The following is a 22,480-nucleotide window of genomic DNA, read 5'->3' as shown; positions in this document are numbered from 1 at the left end:
CGTTTCCAGAAAAAATTGGGCGACCTTTCCCCTGTAGAGCATCGGGAAAAAGTCGCCGCATAACCGTTCTTTTTTTCATTGTCTACTTGACGGGGTCAAGACCATCCGGCCGGGCTTTTTTTCCTGGTCTCCGACATACTCCCAACCTTGGACGGAGACGAGTCGTTTCATCTGGTGCAAGTTGCCGAACAGAGTGAGGAGTTGCTCCTCCGTTCCCCGAATGTATAGATCGGCCCAGCGGGGATGGAGTCGGGAACCGTCGGCCGGTTTGGGAAAGGGTCCGGGTTCCTTTTTCGCTTCCTCATCATCGCTCTCCCTTCTCTCCTTGTTTTTCTCCTCATCCATCTTCGCAAGCTCCGAGGCTTTCTCTGCGGTGCGCAGTTCCTCCCACTGGGCACCCGAACTCTGCACCGCCTGTTGCAGGGATGTCAGGAGACGGCCCGGCTCCGCCGTGACCGGAACTTTATCCTGAAGGGAAACTAACTCCTCCGAAGTGGGCTCCGTCGGTGATTGAAACCCGGGTCGGAGGATTTCCCGGTTCTGTTGTCGATGGGTTTGCGCTTGCGCTTGTTCCTGCCGGATCTCTTGGATCCGGTGTTGAATCGGATACAGAGCCGCCAGGGAGGCGGATAAGATCAAAAAGGTGCCTCCTGCCCAGATCCCAAAGAGGGTTTTGCCGTTTTTCCAATGGCCGATGGGACGCATCGGTTTCGGTTTTCTATTCCACATCGTCATCCACCTCCGACTGCGGGGAGAGATGGGCTGGATTCTCCGTCCCCGTTGTCTCACTCTGCCCGGAATCCTCTGTACCCGATTGCACTTTCAGGAAAAAGTGGAAGTGCAGGATTTGCTCCCCTTGATCCACTTTCTTCGGCGCAGCATCTCCGGCACAGTTTTTGCCCAGACAGTCCAGGGAGACCTGCTCCGCCCGTTCCTCTCCTTTCAGGGCTTCCAGAAAAGCCGCCGCTTCTGACAGGGATGGGAACACCGCCCACCCGTCCATCCGCCGTCCGTCAGCTTCTGCATGGAAAAGCTCGACGCCGGCGGGAAGGTGATCGTTGACCAATCGCAAACCGTCCGCCCACAAAATCCGGTTTTTCTCCAATTCCTCCACCGATTCCCGGTATCTGACTTCCGGGCCGAAACGCTTCATAAATCTCCGGTGGGAGTCTACCTTCTCCCGATCTTCCCGAAATGCCTTCATCCGGGCCCGGTGAGTTTCTTCCATTCCGATGGCTTTCAAGTACTGTTCATTAAAATACCAACCCATGAAAAATGCAAAGTGGGCCAACCAGAGCAGGATGAGCGTTAATCCCAAACGGAAATAACGTCTTCCCGCCGGAACCGGCGGCATCAGGTTCATTCGTCGTATACTCCGTTCAATGCCGCCCCCAAGGGGATGGACAAAGCGGTCTCCAGCCAGGGGGAGGAATGAAGGCTCATCTCCTCGTCCATGATTTCCCGGGGACCGATCCCCAGCTGTACCTGGGGAGTCTCCCTGTTCTTCATCCAGCGGAGCAGTTGGTTCAGATCGATCCCCGTTCCCGTCAGAACCCATACCCGACCCGGTTTCCACAGTTCCCTTCTCAGCCAATCCGGACCCTCCTTTCTCAGTGCTTCCAGGAGTGCATGACCATAAGCCGCGATAGGATCTGGGTCTGACAATACCGGAGAAAGCGGGTCCACCCCGGGCTGGACCCCTTCCCTTGCAAAAGAATCCATCCCGAGGGACAGATAGATTCCTCCCTGAAGCACTCCATGATGGAACAGATTCACCTCCACCCCTTCCCTGGACACTTGGAGGGTGACCAGACGGGGCAAGGATCCATCGTCGGAAAAATGGACCCACCGTTGCAAACTGTGGGCCGCCAGGTCGATGGAGACCGGTTCCAAACCGCAACAGCCGATCAGCTCCACCATCTGCTCCACATGGGAACGCGAGGTGACCGCCACCACCACTGCTTGGTGATCCCCTTCCTGCCAGACATGGCCGATCGGCTGATAATCGAAGTGAGGATCGTCATAGGGGAGATCCCACTCCGGAAGAACTTTCTTTTCAATCCACCGCCGCACCCGGGAAGGACGCATTTCAGGGATGTTCCATACCCCGGTGATCACATGACGGTTGCTGAGAGTGAGATGAACCCGTCGGGTTCGGAAACGTCGACCCAAAAGGGCATCCCGAATCGACTGAATCAACTCTTCACGGTCCACCGCAGTCCGCTCTTCCTGCCAAACCGGCAACAGCGGATGAACCACATATTGAGTCAGCCGTGTCCGACGCAGGCCCTTTTTCATCTCCACCAATTTAAACAGGGAATCATTCATTTCCATTCCCAGAGAAAAACGTGGAAACAGGGGCATGATCACTAATTCCTCCACAATCTTCGAAGTCATCCCATTTGATAGTTGCCTATCTCTTAAATCTTTGATGCTCAAAGGAAAAATCCTTTCCTTCCGTTCGTATTTTTCCTGCAAAAAAGCAGATTAGATCCTTCCGGCTAAGCCTTTCAATATAATTCGCTCACCTCTTTACCATCAACTCCCTGAAACCTTGAGCCCCGCGTCAACTCAGGGGTTTTCTTTTTTGAAAGAGTAAACCGAAGCCTTCGAGCGGGGGAAGCCGTGCGAAGAGAAAAGGAAGGGTTTTTCCCTGAAAAACAACCTTTTTTCACTCCAAATCCATCTGTCTTAGTGGCTGTTTCCTTTATATGATGATTAGAGAACAAAAAACCAAATCCAGTGACGGATCCGTCAAGGAATCCGCCACTTTTATATGAGAAGGAGGAGAACCGGAATAAATAAGTGGAGATCATGGGGAACTTCGGGCCTCTCTGTATTTCTGACGGCGGCCCTGTTTTTGGGTGCAGCTGTTCCCGTCACGGATGCAGCTGCCTCCACCCGACCCTGGATCGAGGTAAATAAAGCGACGAACCGACTCACTTTGCATCAAGATGGAAGGACCATCAAAACCTATTCTGTGGCAACAGGTCGGTCCCAGAGTCTGACTCCGGAGGGAACCTTTAAAGTTGTGGTGAAATTCATCAAACCGGGATGGAAGGGGATTGCCGGCGGATTGTCAGAAAATCCCCTGGGAGAACGATGGATCGGCATCCAAGTGAACGGAGACCGGGGTCGCACCTACGGAATCCATGGAACCAACCAGCCAGATTCCATCGGCACCTACGCCTCCAGCGGTTGTATTCGGATGAAAAACCGGGATGTGATCGACCTATACAACCGGGTTCCCGAGGGAACTTTAGTCAAAATTCACGATGGAAGGCAAAGTCCCAAGGTAAATGCCGTTTCCGGACAGGTGACCGTTACAGCCACCCAGTCCAACCTTCGTTCCCAACCCTCCCTGACAGCTCCTGTCGTCGGGCAATCAGGAAAAGGAACCCGACTCACTCTGACCGGAACCGTCGGGGATTGGCACCGGGTGAAACGGGCCGATGGGCAAACCGCTTATATCCATCAGTCTGTGGCCCGGAAAGGGGGCAACACTGTCCTTTCTCGCAAGGGAGAGGTGACAGTGACCGCCCGTCTCGCCAACATCAGAAAAGCCCCATCCATGTCGGGAAAGGTTCTGCAACGGGTGATCGGAGGTAAGCAACTGGAGGCAACCGGAAAGGAAGGCAACTGGATCCAGATTCGCCTGAAAAGCGGTCAAACGGCCTTTATTCATCAAAACATTGTCCGATGAGAGTACAACAAGTGAAGCGCCCCAGTTCAGGGCGCTTCACTTGTTGTAAAAGAAGTTACATGGAGATTTCCCGTGCTTGATCCTTCACTTCTTGAGGTACTTCAATCGTTCCTTCAAATTTGCCGGTCATGGTGGTAGCCGTGGACTGTTCCACCTTGATTAAGCCGGAGATTCCACCCTCTTGGATCGGAAGCTCCAATTCCATGGACTGATCCACTTTCTTCTGATCAAAGGTTTTCTTGTCGATATGATAGACCTGCTCCAGGGAGTTCAACTTGATGTCCGTTTCGTTGATGGTTACACCCGCCTGTTTCATCGCCGGGACCAATGCACCGGAGAGTTGTTTCATCATCAATTCCTTGATCTCTTTTTGCTCATCGGTTACTTTCAATGTGATGATATATTCATCTTCCGTTTCCTCCATCTGGAAGGGAGTGTCTTTATCTCCCTTAAACTTGGAGAGGATCTCCATCAGCATTTCCAGAGCCTTGGAAGGGTCCTCCGCCTGACCGCCGGATGCTTGGCTCAGGTCGGCCCCTTTTCCTTTCACCCAGGTTCCGTCCAATTGCTGATAGATTTCGTCTCCCACTTGGTAGGCTTCCAACTTGCCTGACTGACCGCCCCCTTCCACTGTGCCCGAAAAGTGCATGGCAGCCGGGTTGTTGGTCATTTTGACATCCATGTTGATTTTTTGATCGATTCCTTGGGTCTGACCCGCCACTTCCAATTGGATCTTCTGATTACCCTCCGTCTTGAAGGTGAGTCCCTTTGCTTCGTTTGTCACTTTCTGTGTTTTTGCAATCACTTCCCGGGTGGTCAGCTTCTTCAGCGGTTCACTCTTCTCCGTATCCTCAGCCTCCCCAGCTGTAGGGCCTTGGGACAGGCAACCTGTGAACAGGAGGACCATCGTTAAAGAAATGGCCAACAGACGGGATAAACGCAACATGTAATCATACCTCTCTTTAGAAATGGTAATATTGCTGAACAAATCCATTGTTACACAAGAAGCCAAATTTTTGTAGTGTCCATATTTTTTCATTCAATTCACACAACCGACAACATCCGATCCAATGCCTTCCTTGCCCAGTATGAGGTTTCGGGTTCCACAGTCACTTGGTTGACCGGATGACCTTCCAGCAAGCTTTCCAAGACCCACAAAAGATGGGGACGGTCGATCCGATTCATGGTCAGACAAGGACACATCGTCCGACTGAGGAGTTGGATCTGCTGTTCGGGATGGTTTTGGGCGAGGCGTTGCACCAGGTTTACCTCGGTACCCACGGCCCATTTGCTTCCCGGAGAAGCCTGTTCAATCCGTTGGATGATATAGCTGGTGGATCCATTTTCATCAGCGGCCTGAACCACATCAAAGGTGCACTCGGGATGGACAATCACCCGGATTTCCGGATCCCGCTCCCGCACTTGGTAAATCTGCTCAAGGGTAAACTTGGTGTGGACAGAGCAGAATCCCTTCCACAGCAGGACACGAAGCTCTTCCATCGGTCCCTTCACTTCCTCCCACTGTCCATGGACTGGATCCCAGATGGCCATCTGTTGCAAAGGCACTCCCATTGAATAGGCAGTGTTCCGGCCCAGGTGTTGATCCGGAAGGAACAGGATTCTCTTTTTCTGGGAAAAAGCCCACTTCAACACACTTTCCGCATTGGAAGAAGTGCAAGTGGTCCCGCCACGGCGTCCGACAAAAGCTTTGATGTCAGCGGAGGAATTGACATAAGTCACGGGGAGGATCGTATCCCCAAATTCTTGCTGCATCACTTCCCAAGCCTCTTCAAGCTGATCGATGGCGGCCATGTCCGCCATGGAACAGCCGGCTCTGTGATCCGGAAGGATCACGGTCTGTCCATCCCCGGTCAGGATATCTGCGGTTTCAGCCATGAAATGGACGCCGCAGAACACGATATAGCGCACTCTGTTCTGTTGTTCGGCAATTCGGGCCAACTCCAAGGAATCTCCGGTAAAATCGGCAAAGCGGAACACCTCATCCCGTTGATAATGGTGACCCATGATCACCAAATCCGGACCCAGGGTGTCCCGGGCCTGTTGAATCCGCTCATCAACTTCCCGGTGGGACAAGTGGCGGTATCTCTCCGGAAGGACAGAAAAGTTTGCTGTCAACAATTCCATGTCCATCATCCTCCTTTATTGAATCTCCAGGCTGATATCCAGGGCTTCAGCCGAATGGGTCAGCCATCCCAGGGAGATGGCATCCACTCCGGTCTCAGCGACCCTTCGCGCGGTTTCAGGGGTGATGCCACCTGAGGCTTCCGTCCAGACCCGGCCGTCCACGATGGCCACAGCCTGCCGCAGTTTTTCCGGATCCATGTTGTCCAACAGAATCCCATCCACATCGAGGGAGACGGCTTCCGCCACCTGTTCCAGGGTGTCCGCCTCCACCTCCACCTGAACCATGTGGCCCACCCGGGAGCGAACCCTCTCCACCGCTCTCCGCAAACTTCCGGCCACGGCGATATGGTTATCCTTGATCATCACCCCATGACTGAGCCCCAAACGGTGATTAATCCCTCCCCCAGTCCGGACCGCGTACTTCTCCAACATCCTCAGCCCCGGCATCGTTTTCCGGGTATCCAGCACCCGGCAGTCCAACCCTTCCAGAGCCTCCACCACCTGGCGGGTGACGGTGGCGATTCCGGACAAGTGCTGCAGAAAATTGAGTGCCACCCGCTCCCCGGTGAGCAGAGCGCGAGTACTTCCCTCCACCCGGGCCCAGACGGTACCGGAAGAAACCCGATCTCCCTCCGCCACTTCACGGGTCAACCGGATGTCCGGGTCCAATTGGCGAAATACCTCCTCCGCCACCGGCAATCCCGCCACCACCCCATCTCCCTTTGCCAGAAAGATCCCTGTGGTTCGTTCTGTCTCCGCGACCAAGCATTCGGTGGTCCAATCCCCTGCTCCGATATCCTCATTTAATGCTTCACGTACCAATGCTCTGAGTTGCAACTGATTCAACTGAATTCCCCCCTCGAACCAGAATTCGTTTCTCTGCCCATGCAGCACTGGATGCCGGAAAATCCCGACGATAGTGCCCACCCCTGCTCTCTTCCCGCAGAAGTGCTGACTTCAAAACAATTTGTGAAAGGGTAATCATATTGTGGCAAGTCACGTCTCCCGGCTCCAGCTCCCGGGACAGCCTCGCAACTGAATCCAATCCGCTGATCAACCCTTTTTCATCCCGAATGATTCCGGCGTGTTCCCACATGATCTGGCGAAGATGATCGGTTTTGAAACTCCCTTTTTGTTCATCAATAAACAATTCAGGCGAATGGTCGACCCGAGGTTTCCCTGACGGAGGGGGAAGTCGCCTCCTCTTCACAAAGCCCCGCTCCGGCAAGGAGAGTATCTTTTTGATGCAATTCGGGAGAATCCCCCACTCCCACTGCAGCTGCGATTCCTCCTTGGGCCTGTGAGAATTCCCCTCACCGACAGGTTTTCGTGAAGAGATGAACCTGGCCGTGCCCCGCCAGATGCCAAGCAGTCATGAATCCGGCGAGACCGCCTCCCACCACTGCGAAATCGGTTTCAATCGTCTTCATCTTGTGACCCCTTTCACAAATTTGTCACCAAAAATTCATCTATATTTTCTCAGGAAATAAGTATTTGTCAACATCTTTTGAGCATTTTTTCACAAAGATGAACCTCTCTTCTTTCGGATCTCGTTATATATAATCGGAAACAGCATAAAAATCCTTGTGAAAATATGATCGGCCAATGACAGGAGGCTGACAGAGTTGGACTCTCTATATTTTGACCACGGGGCCACCACTCCTTTGCGAAGGGAAGTACAGGAGTCCATGGTCCGTTGCATGGAGGAAACATTCGCCAACCCTGGGAGTCTTCATGACCCGGGACAACAAGCTTTTGAGTTGACTGAGAAAGCCCGGTTCGAAGTGGCTCAATCCATCGGCGGCTCCTCCCGGGAAATCCTGTTTACCGGCGGGGGAAGTGAAGCCAATAATCTGGCTATCCTGGGGGCGGCCCGCAAACATCGTCATCGGGGACATCATGTGATCACCACCCGGGTGGAACATCCCTCCGTTTTGGAAACCTGCCGTCAACTGGAGAGGGAGGGCTTCTCCGTCACATTTTTACCAGTGGACGAATGGGGTCGTATCCGGAAAACGGATCTGGAAAGAGCAATCACTCCCGAAACCATCCTCATCTCGGTCATGGCCGCCAACAACGAGGTGGGAACCCTACAACCCCTCCGTGAAGTCGCCTCCTTGGCAAAAGAACGGGGTATATTATTCCATACCGATGCCGTGCAATTCTTCGGGAAATCTCCTGTGGATGTGCGGGAATGGGATGTCGATCTGCTCAGCCTCGGCGGTCATAAGGTGGGAGGCCCCAAAGGGATAGGAGCATTATTTTTACGCAAGGGAGTGAGGATCGAACCGATCCTGTTCGGAGGCGGCCAAGAGCGGGGACTCCGCCCCGGCACCCTCAATGTGCCTGGAATTGTCGGGCTGGGAATTGCCTGTCGACTGGCCGCCGAAGAAGTGACCCAAACCCGGGAATCCATGACCCGACTGCGAAATCTGTTGTGGGAGAGGATCCAGGATGAGATTGGTGGCGTTCGGTTAAATGGACACCCTGTCCGTCGCCTCCCCAACAATCTGAACATCTCCTTTGATCGACTGGAGGGACAGGCCGTACTTTTGGAATTGATCCGGCTGAATGTGGCGGTCTCCAGCGGCTCCGCTTGCAGTTCCGGGAAACAGGCGCCTTCCCATGTTCTGAAAGCCATGGGACAATCCGATGAAGCAGCTTATCAAAGCCTGCGGATCACATTGGGACACCAGACGACGGAAGAAGAGATTCACCTCTTGACGGAAAGGCTGAAACAGGCGGTTGTAGACCTCCGCTCCCGTCTGCTCTGATCCTCGTCTCCGCCCCCCCCGGCCCCTGGTACCATCGACTGTTTATGTTCTGACTGCTAACTTTCAACAAGACAACCCCTCCGGTTTTTGTTACACTTAGTATGAATGCGGAAACCGGGGTGAGTTTCTGACGGAGGGAGGGAAACCGAAAGTGCGTGTCAAATTTTACCGAACCCGTAAACTCCGCAAGGCAGCCTTGTTCAGTTTTGTCAGTACCCTGATGGTTTCAGGATTTGTCACCTTGCCGGTGGCACAGGCTCCTCAGGGACACTCATGGAGCTCCCGGGAAAAAGTAGCAGGCGGATCAACTGTATCCGATGATCAGTTCGCCAAGAAACGAGTCCGGCTCTCCCAAAAGGAAGACCTGGGAGACTCCCATCACAAAAAAGAGGAGGCCCCGGCGGACCGGAAACCCGATGACAGGCTGGCCAAACTGGATTCACCGGAGAGATCTCCTTCCGGGGCTGTCCCGATTTACAGGACGACACAGCCCCAAACGAGCCAACCGGCGAAAAAGAACAAACCGGATAAAGCCCGGACGGACCCGACCCAGCCCGGCATCCCACCCGGAAAAGATGAACCGGTCCCGGACGATTCAAAACCCGATGACGGAGCCGAGCCGGAGGAGCCCCCCAGTAACGAACCCCATCCAATCCCCCCCGGAGGTGATACCCCCCCTGACCCGGAGGAACCGGAGCCGGAACCACCCGGTGAAGAGCCTGAAGAGCCGGAACAGGGGAACGGAGATCACTCAAAACCTGAATGTTTCTTCAAGCCGGTCCCGGGTGATGGGAAAACGATGGAATGAGCCGCCGCTCCGCCGGTACAAAAAAGCCTCGTAAGCCCGCCCGGTTTACGGGCTTTTTTGTACAGTTACCCCTCCGGTTGGATAAGTTGGAGATATCGGACCTTTTTTGAAGGGAGACACCTGGTTCACATGCCACAAACGAAGCCCTTTCGTATTGGATACGGGATATTGTTGGCTTTCTTGATCATCTTCGTCGGAACAAAGATCAGTTTTCTTTTTCGGCCATTGGTTGTGCTGGTACAAACACTTTTTTTCCCGTTCCTTCTCTCCGGTGTATTGTATTACCTGTTCCGACCGGTGGTCACGTTCTTCGAAAAGCGGGGCGTGGCCCGGATTTACTCCATCCTCCTGATCTACCTGCTGTTCATCGGACTGATGATCCTGTTGGTTTTCCTGATCGGTTCCCCTTTGCAAGAGCAGATCACCACACTTGTAAAAAATTCTGATGACTTGATCGCCAAACTGGGGGACAACTTGGTCAAACTGAAACAGAATCCCTATGTGGGCATATATTTTGAGCAACAAAACCTGGAGAAGTTGATTCAGGATATAACGGATTATTTGAGCAGCAGTGCATCCACTATCTTCACCAACATTGCCAATTTCATCGGACTCCTGACCAATATCATTGTCGTTTTTGTGACGGTCCCCTTCATCCTCTTCTACATGCTGAAAGATGGGGAAAAAGCTCCGAAACAGGTGCTTCGTTTTCTCCCTTCCACCCAACGGACCGAGGGGAGACGGATCCTGGCGGATATGGATCGGGCGATCAGTTCCTTTATTCAAGGACAGGTGTTGGTCAGTCTCTGCGTCGGGTTTCTGACTTATATCGGCTATCTGATCATCAAACTGGACTATTCCCTGATCCTGGCCTTGATCACGATGTTCACCAATGTGATCCCCTTCATCGGACCACTGATCGGTGCCATCCCCGCCCTGATCGTGGGAATCATCGACTCTCCCTTGATGGCATTGAAGGTGCTCATTGTGATCGTGGTCGCCCAGCAACTTGAGGGAAACCTCATCTCACCCCAAGTGATGGGAAGAACCCTCAACATCCATCCTTTGACGATCATCCTGTTGTTGTTGGTGGCAGGCAGCTTGGGTGGATTCCTCGGCTTGCTGCTGGCGGTTCCCACCTATGCAGTCCTCAAGGTGATAGTCAGCCACACCTATCGCCTGATCCTCCTCCGCAACCGCCGCAATGTGGAGACAGCCAAACCGGACACAAAATGAACAAAGAAGGAAGCCGGTGATTACCCGGCTTCCTTCTTTGTTCATTTCCGACCCCTTTGTGCTTCCAATGCCTGGAACACCATCCGATAGTACTTTTTGGAGTGAGGAACCAACTCATCCCAGGTCACCCGCCGCTCCTCATGCCTGCCGGTCGAAACTTCCGTCCCAGTGAACCCCCGGAAACGGGCTGTGGCCCTTTTTCCTTCCATCAGTTGAACCACTTCCGACAGCTCCGCCTCAAACAGCCCGGAGACTTCAGATGGTTGAAGGTTGAAGTCTTCCCATGATCCCTTAAATTGATGTAGGTGGACATGACGATACTCCCGGTCGATCCATCCCTCTCCCCGCATCTCTTCCCGGTGGACACCGAGGTAGATCAACTCCTCCGGATGCACCGGAAGTCCCAGCTCTTCCTCCAGCTCCCGCACCCCGTCTTCCCGGCCTTCCCCACTCAGCAAATGGCCGGCTGCGGTTATATCCAATTGATCGGGATGGGCCTTCTTACCGGGATGGCGCAGTTGAAACAGAGGATAGATCTTTCCTTCCTCGCATCGATACAACCAACAGTCAAAGGTATGATGCCATAGCCCTTCCCGGTGTACCCGTTCCCGATCAGCCACCCCGACCACCTGCAGATCCGGCCCTATGATATCCAGCATTTCCGCCACGAGATCCCCTCCCTTTAAAATCCACGTGCCTTCATGGAGGGGAAGATCAGCTCGTCCTCTCCAAGCGGGCGGCCAGAATACGGCGCAAACTTTCAGCAAGAGGCGGGAAAGCGACCAACTCCCGGATCATCCCGGGATCCCGGTCCCGTTTGTGAAGGATGTCGTTCACCTTGCGGACCGTCCAGCGGGGATCGGGACGTTCCACCAATTGCACTGCCTGCCCCGCCGCCACTCTTCCTTCCTCCAGGACGCGCAGGTACCAGCCGCTGTATCCATCATCTCTCACACGTCCGGCCAATCCCTTCACACCCCAGCGCCGATCCAACTTCCAACAGGGAAGGCGGGGTTGGGATACTTGGATCCAAGCCTCTCCGACTTGGTAGATATCCCCGATGCAAACCTTGTCCTCATCTTGTTCGGACACGGTGAAGTTCTCCCCGAAGCCGCCAGGGCCGATCCCCGGAAGATCCGGGTGTCGTCTCCACCGCTCATAGTGGGAAGCGGCGTAGGCGAGAACAGCCTTATCCGGGCCGCCATGGTGTTTGCGGTCGGCTTGGCCATCCCCCTCCAGGTTGAGCTTCCCAAGGAAAACCGGTCCTTCCACCGCTTTTTTGACGATGGCGCTGATCCACTCCTTGCCATCATCCGTATATATCTGTGGTTTTCCCACCTGAACCGATAAGAGCCTCGCCTTTTGCAAATTTCCCATCCCCTTATTTCGCTAATTCATAAATCGCCCGGGCATACAGAGCCGCTGCTTTCACCAATTCATCCACCGGAATGAATTCATCTTTTTGGTGCGCCGTCTCGGCCGTTCCGGGGAAGAGAGGGCCGAAAACCACCCCGGTCTTGAGCGCCCGGGCATAGGTGGCTCCTCCGATGGCGAAGGGTTCGCCGGTTTTCCCGGTCTCCTCTTCGTACACTCTGCGAAGTGTCTGTACCAGAGGATGCTCCGGATCAACGAAATGCCCCGGCTTGTGATCCTCTTCGGAGATCAGGAGGCCATATGCCTTTGTTTTCCCTTGCACCTGTCGACGGATCACTTCCGCATCAGCGGAGATGGGATAACGGATATTCAGCTCCACATGCTGTCCTTGACCGATCTCATAGCGAAAGACGCCGCCATTCACCGTCAACCGACCGACACGTTCATCCTCTTGATTGATTCCCAGTTTCTCACCGAAAAAGGCATCCGCCAAAAGGTCGTTAATGAAGGCGATAAACCTTCCCCCCGATTCATCCAGAGAGAGTCCGTCAAGAAACCGGGTTAATCGATAGGCGGCATTCACCCCCCGATCCGGTTCCGAACCGTGATGGGCCACCCCTTCCATCACCAGCTTCAAATGATCATCCCCCTCTTCTGCATATCCTCGAATACCATGGCTGAGCAGGTATTCCTGATACTTCTCCTTCAACGCAAAAACATCACCTTCTCCTTCCAGGCGGGCAGCGGCGATATCAGGCACCATATTGACCCGTTGGCCCGCTTCAAACCGGGCCAAAACCCAGTCACCCTCCCCGTCGTCGGCTGCCGGGGCGGTCTTTCCGGTCAGAGTGAGATCGAGCAATCCCTTTTCCGCATGGATGATGGGAAAATCCGCATCGGGAGTAAAGCCCGTCTCAGGCATCGGTTCCCGCTGGAAGTAGTAGTCCACATCCCGCCAGTGGGTCTCCTCATCAGTGCCAAAGATGAGTCGAACCCGTTTATTCAGTGGCAGTCCCAGCTCTTTCACCAGCTTCAGAGCAAAAAAAGCAGCCATGGCCGGGCCTTTATCATCCTGGGCTCCCCGGGCATAAAACTTCCCATCCCGAATCTCTGGCGAAAAAGGGGGTGATGTCCACCCCTCCCCCGTCGGTACAACATCGAGATGGGTCAGGATACCGAGGATCTCTTCCCCCTCTCCGTACTCCACATGGCCGGCATAACCGTCCACATTTTTGGTGCGAAAACTCTCTTTTTCCCCCAGATCCAACATATAGTCGAGGGCTTCGGCGATTCCTTTGCCAAAGGGTGCCCCCGGCCCAGCAGTGGACTCGTCCAAGACGCTCTCAATGGAACAGAGCTCCTTCAACCGCTCCATCATCTCATCCTGCCGTCTGCTCATCTCTTGCTGCCAATCGATCGACACCTTTGCATCCTCCTTTGCAATTTCCACGTATAGCCAGAAGCGTTGTGATTTACTGCGTTTGAAGGCGGTCGGGATTGGGTTTCACATGTCGTTTTCGTTGTTCTTACGATCCAAAATCACTCCATGTGAAACTCAACCCTCCCTCTGTTACTCTCACAACGTCTCACATACCTCGGAAAATTGAATTGACCTACCACGCCCTGGCCAGGGCAGGTCGATTTCCGGTCCGGCGACCCCCATCCCAGGTGGCTGGGACCGGATCTCCCTCTGGTTCCAACTCATGTGATGGCATTCATCTTATCACAACTGACCACAATGAAAACAGCTGTCACCCACTCTCACTCTGACGGTGATCGTCCTGCTTTCCCTTTGTTCCATACAGGACCTTCTTTTTTTCGCAAATGGAGAAAGGAATGAAGTCGCAAAAAACGAATAGAAATTGATAAGCCCTTTTTTCTTTCCGACCCGGCATTGATCCAGCCTTTGAAAGGAGCTGATCCTTTTGCCCAATGTATGGAGTCACATCCTGTTTGGAGACCGGGTCCGGAAGCTGGCGGGATTGTCCGCTGCAGGGGACTTACGCTCCTTCCACCTCGGTTGCCAAGGTCCCGATTTTCTCCTGTATCATAACTTTTGGCCCTGGAAGCGAGACAAATCGGTGAGTCGATTGGGCAGCGTCATCCATCAAAAACACTGCGGTCCTTTCTTGATGGACCTGATTGCGGCGGCAGCGGAACATCCCGGCATGCGGGACTATGTGTCCGGGTTCCTGACTCATCATATCCTGGATCGTTGTACGCATCCTTATATCATCTATAAATCCGGAGATGGAAAATATAAACATCAGAAGCTGGAGGTTATTATCGACACCTTGTTGGCTCAACGCCTGGAAGGGATCCAGACATGGAAACAACCGGTGGTGCCACGAATTGATATCGGAACTTCTCTTCCCCGACAATGGGTGAAAGTGTTGCAAGGTACCGCCCAAAAACATTTTCCGAAAGAGACAGAGTCTGTGTTGCCTCACCATTGGAATGAAGGTTATCGCGACATGAAACGGGCGCTCTCCATCTTCCATGATCCGACCGGTATCAAGTGGCTGCTCACCTTGGGAGCTATCTCCCCCTTCCGCCACCGGCCGATTCGGGACCGGATTGATTACCTGAATGTGTCGGGTGAAGAATGGGTGCATCCACACTTTCCAAAAGAGAAACACCAGGAGAGCTTCCTCACCCTCTGGGAATCCGCCCTGAAGGAAGGAGCCCATCTGCTCAATCGAACCGTCGCTTTCTGGAAAGGAAAAACCTCTGAGGACACCCTGTGCGGTTTATTGGGTAATATCTCCTACGATACAGGCAAGGAATGCAACTCCCGAAAAGAGAGACCCGTTTACGCCCCAGTGGTCTGAACCGAGCAAAGGCCCCCCGTCGGGAGGGCCTTCTCCTTTGTGCGATGCAGACAACCGGTGAAAGATTTGAGGTTGTCCAATAAAACCACCTATTCTACTCCAAAACCCTCAACACCTGATAAATCAGCCAACTCATCACAGCCGTTCCGGGAAGGGTGAAAACCCATGCATACACAATTTTTCCCGCCACCCCCCACCGGACTGATTTAACCCGTTCTGCGGCCCCCACCCCGATGATGGAACCGGTGATCGTATGGGTGGTGCTGACTGGAATCCCGACCTTGGCAATTGTTGCCAGAAGAGCCGCCGCAGCAGTTTCCGCTGCAAATCCTTGGGGCGTGCTCAGATGGTTTAAACGCATGCCCAAGGTCTTGATCACACGCCACCCGCCAATCGCAGTTCCCAGAGCCATGGCCAGACCGGCGGACACAATTACCCAAAAGGGAACCTCCATATTGTCTGTAAACCCGCCTGCAAACAGAGCCAAAGTGATGATCCCCATCGCCTTCTGTGCATCTGAAGTCCCATGACTAAAAGCCATAAATGAGGCCGACAAAATCTGTAGAGGGCGAAAGATGCGCTTCACCTTGGAAGGAGCGGTGTTCCGAAACAGATCCCGAATCAGCTTCATCAAGACCCATGCCAAAAAGGCCCCAAGCAGAGGCGATACCAACATCGCAATCAAGATCTCCAGGATTCCACCCAATTTCAGGATCGCGATCCCTTTGTAAGCGACTGCGGCACCGATCAATGAGCCGATCAATCCATGGGAAGCACTGATCGGCAGACCCATCAGCGTCATCACCGTATTCCAGATGATCGCGGCCACCAACGTGGCTATAATCACCATCTGGGTGACATGGTTGGGATCGACGATATCTTCCCCAATTGTTTTGGCAACGGCGGTGGAGAAGAATGCCCCTGCCAGGTTGAGCACAGCAGCCAACATCAACGCCTTAAAAGGAGTGAGGGCACGGGTCCCGATCACGGTGGCGATCGCATTGGCCGAGTCGTTCCAACCGTTGGTGAAATCAAAGATCAGAGCAAGGACAACGACCAGAACGATCAACACGGTCGGGTCAAGCATACTTCATAACCACGCTTTCCAGCACATCGGCCAAATCTTCCGCGGTGTCGGTCACATCTTCCAACCGCTCATACACTTCTTTCATCTTGATCAGTTCGATCGGGTCCATCGGGGTTTCAAACAGGGAACCGATCGATTCCCGCATCAGTCGATCCGCCTGGTTTTCGAGGAGATTGATTTCCACCACATACTTCTGAATGCTGTTAAAGTCACGCTTCTCCAGTGAAATAAATGCTTCTTGCAAGAACTCAGCCGACCTTTCCAGAATCTCCGCGAACTGCATCAGATAAGGTGTGGTCTTGTCCACATGACAATAGACAAATCGGGAAGCGCAGGCTTCCACTCCGTCCAGCACGTCATCCAGTTTTACAGCCAACTGCAGAATATCTTCCCGGTCCATGGGTGTGACAAAGGTTTGGTTCAATTCACGCAACAGAAGGTGGGTGAATTCATCCCCTTTATTCTCCAGATCCTTCAGCTTTTCCGCATACTCTTCCTTGTGCTCCAGCGTCTCGACGTTTTGCCGGAAAAGTTGCATCGCTTCGACGATGTTTCCAGCCGCCTCCACAAGTGTTTGATAGAACACAGAGTCTTTTGAGCGATTAAAAAACAAACCGGTTACCCCCTAATGGACGGCAAATTTTTAATCCCAATGGACTAACCCTCAACCAATCCTATATTATAATAATCATTTTGTGTTGGGAAGCAAATAATAATCCCTACGGAACATCCATTTAAAAACAATTTCTTTCCCTTAAGAGAGTAAAGGATCTCGCCAACAAATTATAGATTTGATTTTCAACCCCCACACAAATAAGCCCCCGCAGGGGCTTGGGTCAAGAATTCTCTTTACGTGTCTGTGTCGGCACCGTATTCAATCTCTCCGTAACAGAAATCATTGCGGGAAGGAAAATAGGCAACATGACAAAGGCCAGGAGGAACAGTCCGATGATTACCACTGTCGCGATCTGGATCAGAGTTAACACCCCGGAGGGATAAAGGGCCGCGAAGGTGAGAGAGAGAATCACCGCTGCAGAGATCACCACCGACCCGATTTTTTTGGCTGAAAGAGCGAATGCCTCTCCCGGAGTGAGCATCGGATATTCCCGGAAGCGCATCATGAGAAAGATACTGTAGTCCACTCCCAGTGCGATCACCATAATCATCGAAAAGAAAGGGACCGTCCAAGTCAGTTCACCAATTCCCAGCCAACCGGAGAAAATTTGCTCCGTCGTCGCCAACGCGGCGAAATAAGCCAAAATCAGGGAGCCGACAATATAGACTGTATTCCAAAAAGAGCGAAGGATCCACAGCAGGACCAGCGTGATCCCCGCCAACATCAACAGAGCGGTCCGATTCAGATCCCCGGTGGAGATCTGGTTAAGGTCGCGGTTCTGGGAAGAGACCCCGCCGACTCCGTGACGCGCATCGGCAAGCTCCGACTTCTCCAGTTTCCCGGCGACAGTGGAATCCAGTTCGGCTGCTGTTTTCATCGCGTCTTTGGAATAGGGATCCCCTTCCAAAATAACCTGCCATTTCAGTACCTTCCGGTCATCGGACATATACGCATCCAGGCTTTTTTGGAACTCCTCCCCCTTGAGAACTTTCTCCGGAACAAAAAAGGTGTGGGAAGCCTCTGTCCTGGCCAAATCCCCGAGATATCCCTCCGCTTGTTGCAACCCTTCCGTAATCTGATCCAGCCCTTCGGCACTTTTCCCGAGACCGGTTCTCAACTGACTCAGGTTGCTTTCCAGACCTTGCAGTCCGGTATTGAGTTGCTTCTGCCCTTGGGTGATCTCCCCGAGACCCTTTTCCACCGCAAACAGACTGTCGGCGACCTGTCCCTGTCCCTGGGCCCCTTTTTGCAAACCCTCGACCAACTGGGAAGAGCCTGCTTTCAGTTTGCGAACACCGGCCAACATCTTCCGCTGCCCCTCGGCCACTTGTTTCAGGCCGGCTTGGACTTCAGTCATTCTGGCATTCGTCTTTTCCATATTACTGTTCAGTGTCTGTAAACCCGCTTCCAACCCGCTCAGGGATTCTTCTATCTTTTGTGACAAATTCTTGAGTTCCCCAAAGTTGTGATCACCAGACAGTTCCGGATGAGTTTCCCCCAGACTTTGCACCCGTTGGCTCATTTGAAGGGCAAGGGCTTTGATGTTGCCCACTTGAGTCTCCAGATTTCTGTACTCGCCCCCCAGGCGCCGGTACCCTTTGTTCAATTCGCCCATTCCTCCGGATAACCTGTCCGTGGAGACAGAGAGTTGTTCCATTCCCGTTTCCAGTTGTTTCAGGCCGGACTGAATCTCCCGGGCCCCCCCGGCCCCTTGATCCACACCCCCTTGGATTTGTTCCATCGCCTGTCGGATCCGGGAAACTCCGAACCGGGCCGATTCCGTGCCCTCCACCAGTTCCTCCACCCGGGAGAAATCCTTGTTCGTTCCCTTCCGGATCTGCTGGACAGTTTCATCCAGCCCCTGCTGAATCTGTCCCGTTCCTTTGCTTGCTTCGCCAATCCCTTCTTTGGTCTGTTCCGTCTGCTTGTCGATATACAGCTCTTCAATGGGCTCCCCTTTGGGACGCGTGGGGCCGAAAACAGCCTCCACCCCCTGTACCCGGCTCAGCGATTCTGTCACCTGATCGATAAAAGCCAGCCCCTCCTGGCTGTCCAGGGGCTTATCACTCTCCAGCAACACAGAAGCGGGCATGGTTTTTCCCGGGCTGAAGTGATCAGAGATGATATGGAAGCCCCGGACGGATGGAGATTGATCATCCATCTCTTCCAGACTGTTGTAGGAGAGATTGCCTTCATAGAGAAAAAGAACCGGCACCGTCAAAACCAACACAAGCAAGAGAGAAACCAACGGCCGGCGATAGGAAGTGGCAGACAAAAACGTCCACAACCGGTTTTCCGTATTCTTCCCCACTTTCCGGGCCGGCCAGAACATTTTTTTCCCCAGTATCGCCATGAAAAAAGGAATGATCGTGAAGAGAGACAACAGCAAAAACAATACTCCGATGGCCACAGCCACACCTGCCTGGTAAATGGAAAACTGAGCCAACCCGAGGCTGGCAAATCCGATCAGTACGGCCAAAGCACTGTAAATCACAGTTTTCCCGGCCGTCCGGTAAGTTTCCACAATGGAGAGAGAGATGGATTTGCGCCGGCCCATTTCCTCCTTGAACCGGGAGAAGAGCAGGATGTTATAGTCGGTCCCGATTCCGAATAGGACGAGTACCAAAAATATCTGTGTGAAACTGGCAAAGGGAAAATCAAAGCGGTCCACCAAATGGGCCACCACTGCCAGCGACACCAGATAGGATGCCGCCACTGAAACCAGTGAGACCAAGGGTGCCAGTGGGGAGCGAAACACGAGCAACAGCACCAGGATGATAAAGATCACCGTGATCTGTTCTGTTTTGCGAACCCCGTCGAGAGTGGTTTGGGCAAAATCCTCATTGATCAGTTCAGCACCGGTCAATTCATGTTTTACGCCGGGGTCTCCCAGGGCTTCTTCCACCTGGTCCCGTACCTCCTGGACCGAGCGTTTCCCCCGGTCCACCGAAAGAGCGGCGAGGACCGTGGTACCGTCTTTGGAGACAAACTGCTCTTTCAGTTCCTTCTCATCAAAATGGGTCAATACCTGAGTGATCCCCAACTCCCGGTCACGGTCTTTCAGATGCCGGATGGCTTGTTGGATGTTTTTCAAATCCGCCGGGCCAAGTTTCTCCCGATCCCCCGTGAAAACGACCATCATGGTCATCTCTTCGCCCTGGGCAGGGGTTTCATTCAGTTTTTTCTCCAGCTCCCCCGCCATTTGAGAAGAATACTCTTCCGGGATCCCCGGCTGCCCCTTTTCCCGGACTAACTCGCCCAAATCCGGCAGAGTGATGACAGACAAGGTGGCGATCATCGCCCACAAGGCAAGGATCCACCACTTCCAACGGATGATTTTCCTCAAGGTTTTCTCTCACTCCCGTATGGTTGAGTTCATGGGTTTATGTTACCAATGAAAACTGAACGAAAGATGAAACAAAAATGAAGAAAGGTAAACTTCACCCCCCCACAAGACTTACGATTCATGAACTACAGGTAGGCTGAAAGTGATCCCCAGTCCCCCCGCTGAAGAGGAAAAAGCGGAGATCTCCCCCCCGTGCCGATGGATGACCGAACGGCAGGTGGCCAACCCCAAACCGGAACCCTTACCGCTCCCTCGGGAGGGATCCACCGTATAGAAACGCTGGAACAGTTCAGGCAAGCTCTCCTTCGGAACCCCTTTCCCGTCATCTTCCAATCGAAAACAGACCCGTCCTCCTTCATAAAAAGCCGTCCAGGTCAGGGTCAGCCGAGCTCTGCCGCCATGCCGGACCGAGTTGCTGACGATGTTGGCAAACACCCGTCTCAACATCCCTTCATGAATCCGGATCTGCTCCTGTCCCAGGTGGTGCCGACAAACCAAACGATGTCCCAAGCCTGAAAGCTCAGCCTCATATTCTTCCACCACCGATCGAAACAGGGGAGCCACCGGCATCGGGACCAACTTTACATCCTTCAGCAACATTTCATTTTGGGTATACCCGGAAAAAGAGTTCAGCAATTGGTTCATTTGATCCGCTTTTTTCCGGATCAGATGGAGATATTCCTTCTCTTCCGCAGACATGTCGTGACGTGTGAGCAACAGTTCCAGAAAGCCCCGAATGGAAGTTAAGGGGGTTTTGAGATCGTGAGTGATGGCGGCCACCATGTCCACCTGCTCCCGATGCGCATGGTGAAGTCTCTCTTCCATCTCACCAAAACGGCGGTAAAGATCCCCGATTTCATCACAACGTTCACTGGTAAGAGGCGGCATCGGGTTTTCCAGATTCACCTGGTCCAGACGTTGATTCAGCCGGGCCAAGGGTCGGGTGATCAACGTGTTGAAATAGAGGGCCAACAGCAGGATGAGCCCAGACAGAAGCATCATCAGAAATCCAAATGTGTCTGTCAGTGCTTCTTTCAACCCGATCTCTTCTTCTCGGAAAGGCCGAATCACCTGAATAAAATAGACCGTTTTCCCTTGACTTCTGACAGGAAACCACCTTTCTTCCGAGGTTTTTCCGTCTTGTTCAGAGGGAATTGTCAGGAGGGGGCTCACCCCATCCGCCTCGAACAAAGTCAAAGCGAGTTGCTCCCGGCGAGCCTTTTGTTCCAGGTAAGAATGGATCCTCTCCACGTCTGGATGGAGACGGGCCACCTGTTCCGTCATTTCCGCCTCCTGCTCACGGTGGGCCTGTTGTCGGTCGGAGACCCGTTCCCAGATTCGCTCAATCACTTCCACCCGGAGATAGAACACACTGACAAAAAACAACACAAAGGCCAACAGAAAAAAGAGGAATGGGATCTTCCACTCCAGCTTCACCCTTCCTCACTCTCCCACGCAAATTTGTACCCCACTCCCCAGATGGTTTTAATGCAATCCCGCCCCAGTTTTTTTCGGATATTTTTGATATGTACCGTCACCGTATTCAGATCTCCGAATTCTTGTCCCCAAATTTTTTGATACAGCTGTTCCCTTGACAAGACTTGATTGGGATGTTTGGCGAGAAAGGAAAGGATTTGAAACTCCTTTGCGGACAGATCCACCTTTTCCCCATCCATAAACACTTCGTAGGTTTGCTCATTGATGGATAAGGGGCCCGACCGGGTACAGGGTCCCATCTCCCGTTTCATTCGTTCCACCCGTCGAAAGTGTGCCTTCACCCTCGCCAATAACTCACGGGGGCTGAAAGGTTTGGTCAGATAATCATCCGCTCCGATTTCCAATCCGATCACTTTATCCAGCTCTCTGTCACGGGCACTCAACAACAGAATCGGAACCGTGTGTCGTTGTCGGATTCGCCGGCAGGTTTCCATTCCGTCCAATCCGGGCAACATAATATCCAGTATGACAAAATCGATGGAACAGCTGTCCACGATTGCCAAGGCTTCTTCCCCCGTATAAGCGGGGATCACCTCAAAAGATGACTCATACCGAAATCCCTCTGTGATCAAGTGTACAATATCCCGGTCATCGTCCACTGCCAAGATGGTACGCATAACCTTCCCCCTCTCCAAGCTACTGGCCCTCCCGGTCTCACGATGCGCTTGTTGCAAGGGAACGGAGCCGCCCCAGCAACCTTGCCCCCATCCTACGAAAAACAAAATCAAAGCCTGAAGGGACACGGAAAGCGTTGTGAACAAGTTGTCTCAAGGACAGGGAGGATTGGCGCATGGAGCGATTTTGACAGTTCACAACAGAGTATTAAATCACAATGCTATCAGCCAACGTCATCCTTGTTCTCATTTTGATACATTTCCGGAATGGATGAAAGTCCACTGAAAGACGTTGCGAAAAAATACGATACTAAAGAGGATTAGGGTGCTTGAAGCGTCTTTGGATCGTCTGCTTTTGCATGAAATGTGAAAACCCATCCCGACGACTCGGAAAGCCTAATTCACAACGTTCCTATATCCCGATTCTTTTGAATCATTAGCAAAGGGAA

21 protein-coding genes are annotated in these 22,480 nt (G+C 53.0%); 5 read left to right on the top strand and 16 right to left on the bottom strand.

Annotation, left to right across the window (positions count from 1 at the left end):
• Window positions 1-75: 75 nt before the first annotated feature.
• The 3 genes from IEV46_RS15560 to pilM are packed head-to-tail and all read right to left on the bottom strand — an operon-like array spanning window position 76 to window position 2,364.
• A complete protein-coding gene (locus IEV46_RS15560) occupies window positions 76-729 on the bottom strand; it encodes a hypothetical protein (RefSeq protein WP_188433459.1) in 654 nt (217 codons plus the stop codon).
• A complete protein-coding gene (locus tag IEV46_RS15555; RefSeq protein ID WP_188433458.1) occupies window positions 719-1,363 on the bottom strand; it encodes a hypothetical protein in 645 nt (214 codons plus the stop codon). The genes IEV46_RS15560 and IEV46_RS15555 overlap by 11 nt, the downstream gene beginning before the upstream one ends.
• Entirely contained in the window at window positions 1,360-2,364 is a 1,005-nt protein-coding gene (gene pilM, locus IEV46_RS15550) for a type IV pilus biogenesis protein PilM (RefSeq protein ID WP_188433457.1), read from the bottom strand. Before pilM ends, IEV46_RS15555 begins: the two co-directional genes overlap by 4 nt.
• Window positions 2,365-2,860: 496 nt before the next feature.
• On the opposite strand from pilM, the gene IEV46_RS15545 reads away from it, so the two are divergent.
• Window positions 2,861-3,703, top strand: coding sequence for a L,D-transpeptidase family protein (locus IEV46_RS15545; RefSeq protein ID WP_188433456.1), 843 nt, complete (start codon window positions 2,861-2,863; stop codon window positions 3,701-3,703).
• Window positions 3,704-3,758: 55 nt separating this feature from the next.
• On the opposite strand, the gene IEV46_RS15540 is transcribed toward IEV46_RS15545, so the two are convergent.
• From IEV46_RS15540 to IEV46_RS18375, 5 genes are all read right to left on the bottom strand, one after another.
• Window positions 3,759-4,649 (bottom strand): DUF6612 family protein, encoded by an 891-nt coding sequence (locus tag IEV46_RS15540; RefSeq protein WP_188433455.1) that lies wholly within the window; start codon window positions 4,647-4,649, stop codon window positions 3,759-3,761.
• A 98-nt stretch (window positions 4,650-4,747) separates the two neighbouring features.
• Window positions 4,748-5,857: a quinolinate synthase NadA gene (gene nadA / locus IEV46_RS15535; RefSeq protein WP_188433454.1), complete on the bottom strand. Its 1,110-nt coding sequence runs from the start codon at window positions 5,855-5,857 to the stop codon at window positions 4,748-4,750.
• A gap of 6 nt (window positions 5,858-5,863) precedes the next feature.
• The gene (gene nadC / locus IEV46_RS15530; protein ID WP_188433453.1) at window positions 5,864-6,694 is read right to left on the bottom strand and encodes a carboxylating nicotinate-nucleotide diphosphorylase; all 831 of its coding nucleotides are present in this window, start codon (window positions 6,692-6,694) and stop codon (window positions 5,864-5,866) included.
• The gene (locus tag IEV46_RS15525; RefSeq protein ID WP_188433452.1) at window positions 6,660-7,058 is read right to left on the bottom strand and encodes an L-aspartate oxidase; all 399 of its coding nucleotides are present in this window, start codon (window positions 7,056-7,058) and stop codon (window positions 6,660-6,662) included. Before IEV46_RS15525 ends, nadC begins: the two co-directional genes overlap by 35 nt.
• Before the next feature lie 103 nt (window positions 7,059-7,161).
• Complete coding sequence (locus tag IEV46_RS18375) at window positions 7,162-7,278, bottom strand: FAD-binding oxidoreductase (RefSeq protein ID WP_188433451.1); 117 nt, start codon at window positions 7,276-7,278, stop codon at window positions 7,162-7,164.
• Between the two features lie 195 nt (window positions 7,279-7,473).
• Here IEV46_RS18375 and IEV46_RS15515 point away from each other — a divergent pair, with 195 nt between their 5' ends.
• The 3 genes from IEV46_RS15515 to IEV46_RS15505 all read left to right on the top strand — a co-directional run bounded on the left by IEV46_RS15515 (window position 7,474) and on the right by IEV46_RS15505 (window position 10,666).
• On the top strand, window positions 7,474-8,622 hold the full coding sequence (locus IEV46_RS15515) for a cysteine desulfurase family protein (RefSeq protein ID WP_188433450.1): 1,149 nt from the start codon (window positions 7,474-7,476) through the stop codon (window positions 8,620-8,622).
• A gap of 151 nt (window positions 8,623-8,773) precedes the next feature.
• On the top strand, window positions 8,774-9,430 hold the full coding sequence (locus tag IEV46_RS15510; RefSeq protein ID WP_188433449.1) for a hypothetical protein: 657 nt from the start codon (window positions 8,774-8,776) through the stop codon (window positions 9,428-9,430).
• 129 nt (window positions 9,431-9,559) lie between these two features.
• Window positions 9,560-10,666 carry an AI-2E family transporter gene (locus IEV46_RS15505; protein ID WP_188433448.1) on the top strand — a complete coding sequence of 369 codons (1,107 nt, stop codon included), beginning with the start codon at window positions 9,560-9,562 and terminating at the stop codon, window positions 10,664-10,666.
• A 41-nt stretch (window positions 10,667-10,707) separates the two neighbouring features.
• Here the strand turns inward: IEV46_RS15505 and IEV46_RS15500 are convergent, their stop codons facing one another.
• From IEV46_RS15500 to pepV, 3 genes are read right to left on the bottom strand one after another with little or no spacing between them, the layout of a single operon-like run.
• Window positions 10,708-11,325, bottom strand: coding sequence for an NUDIX hydrolase (locus IEV46_RS15500; protein ID WP_229736169.1), 618 nt, complete (start codon window positions 11,323-11,325; stop codon window positions 10,708-10,710).
• A gap of 55 nt (window positions 11,326-11,380) precedes the next feature.
• Window positions 11,381-12,034 (bottom strand): MOSC domain-containing protein, encoded by a 654-nt coding sequence (locus IEV46_RS15495; RefSeq protein WP_188433446.1) that lies wholly within the window; start codon window positions 12,032-12,034, stop codon window positions 11,381-11,383.
• A 13-nt stretch (window positions 12,035-12,047) separates the two neighbouring features.
• Window positions 12,048-13,463 (bottom strand): dipeptidase PepV, encoded by a 1,416-nt coding sequence (pepV, locus tag IEV46_RS15490; protein ID WP_188433445.1) that lies wholly within the window; start codon window positions 13,461-13,463, stop codon window positions 12,048-12,050.
• Between the two features lie 502 nt (window positions 13,464-13,965).
• Here pepV and IEV46_RS15485 point away from each other — a divergent pair.
• Window positions 13,966-14,871: a hypothetical protein gene (locus IEV46_RS15485; protein ID WP_188433444.1), complete on the top strand. Its 906-nt coding sequence runs from the start codon at window positions 13,966-13,968 to the stop codon at window positions 14,869-14,871.
• A gap of 94 nt (window positions 14,872-14,965) precedes the next feature.
• Here the strand turns inward: IEV46_RS15485 and IEV46_RS15480 are convergent, their stop codons facing one another.
• The 5 genes from IEV46_RS15480 to IEV46_RS15460 form a co-directional block, all read right to left on the bottom strand.
• Complete coding sequence (locus IEV46_RS15480; protein ID WP_188433443.1) at window positions 14,966-15,958, bottom strand: inorganic phosphate transporter; 993 nt, start codon at window positions 15,956-15,958, stop codon at window positions 14,966-14,968.
• Entirely contained in the window at window positions 15,951-16,571 is a 621-nt protein-coding gene (locus IEV46_RS15475) for a DUF47 domain-containing protein (protein WP_188433442.1), read from the bottom strand. Before IEV46_RS15475 ends, IEV46_RS15480 begins: the two co-directional genes overlap by 8 nt.
• Window positions 16,572-16,794: 223 nt before the next feature.
• Entirely contained in the window at window positions 16,795-19,920 is a 3,126-nt protein-coding gene (locus IEV46_RS15470; protein WP_188433441.1) for an MMPL family transporter, read from the bottom strand.
• A gap of 111 nt (window positions 19,921-20,031) precedes the next feature.
• The gene (locus IEV46_RS15465) at window positions 20,032-21,357 is read right to left on the bottom strand and encodes a HAMP domain-containing sensor histidine kinase (RefSeq protein WP_188433440.1); all 1,326 of its coding nucleotides are present in this window, start codon (window positions 21,355-21,357) and stop codon (window positions 20,032-20,034) included.
• Window positions 21,354-22,034, bottom strand: a complete 681-nt coding sequence (locus IEV46_RS15460) for a response regulator transcription factor (protein ID WP_188433439.1) — start codon at window positions 22,032-22,034, stop codon at window positions 21,354-21,356. The genes IEV46_RS15465 and IEV46_RS15460 overlap by 4 nt, the downstream gene beginning before the upstream one ends.
• Window positions 22,035-22,480 lie beyond the last annotated feature (446 nt).

Source organism: Kroppenstedtia guangzhouensis (assembly GCF_014637345.1).
GTDB classification, from domain to species: Bacteria; Bacillota; Bacilli; order Thermoactinomycetales; family DSM-45169; genus Kroppenstedtia; species Kroppenstedtia guangzhouensis.
Note: the sequence above shows the minus strand (reverse complement) of the source record. Positions and strands in the feature narration are given on the sequence as shown.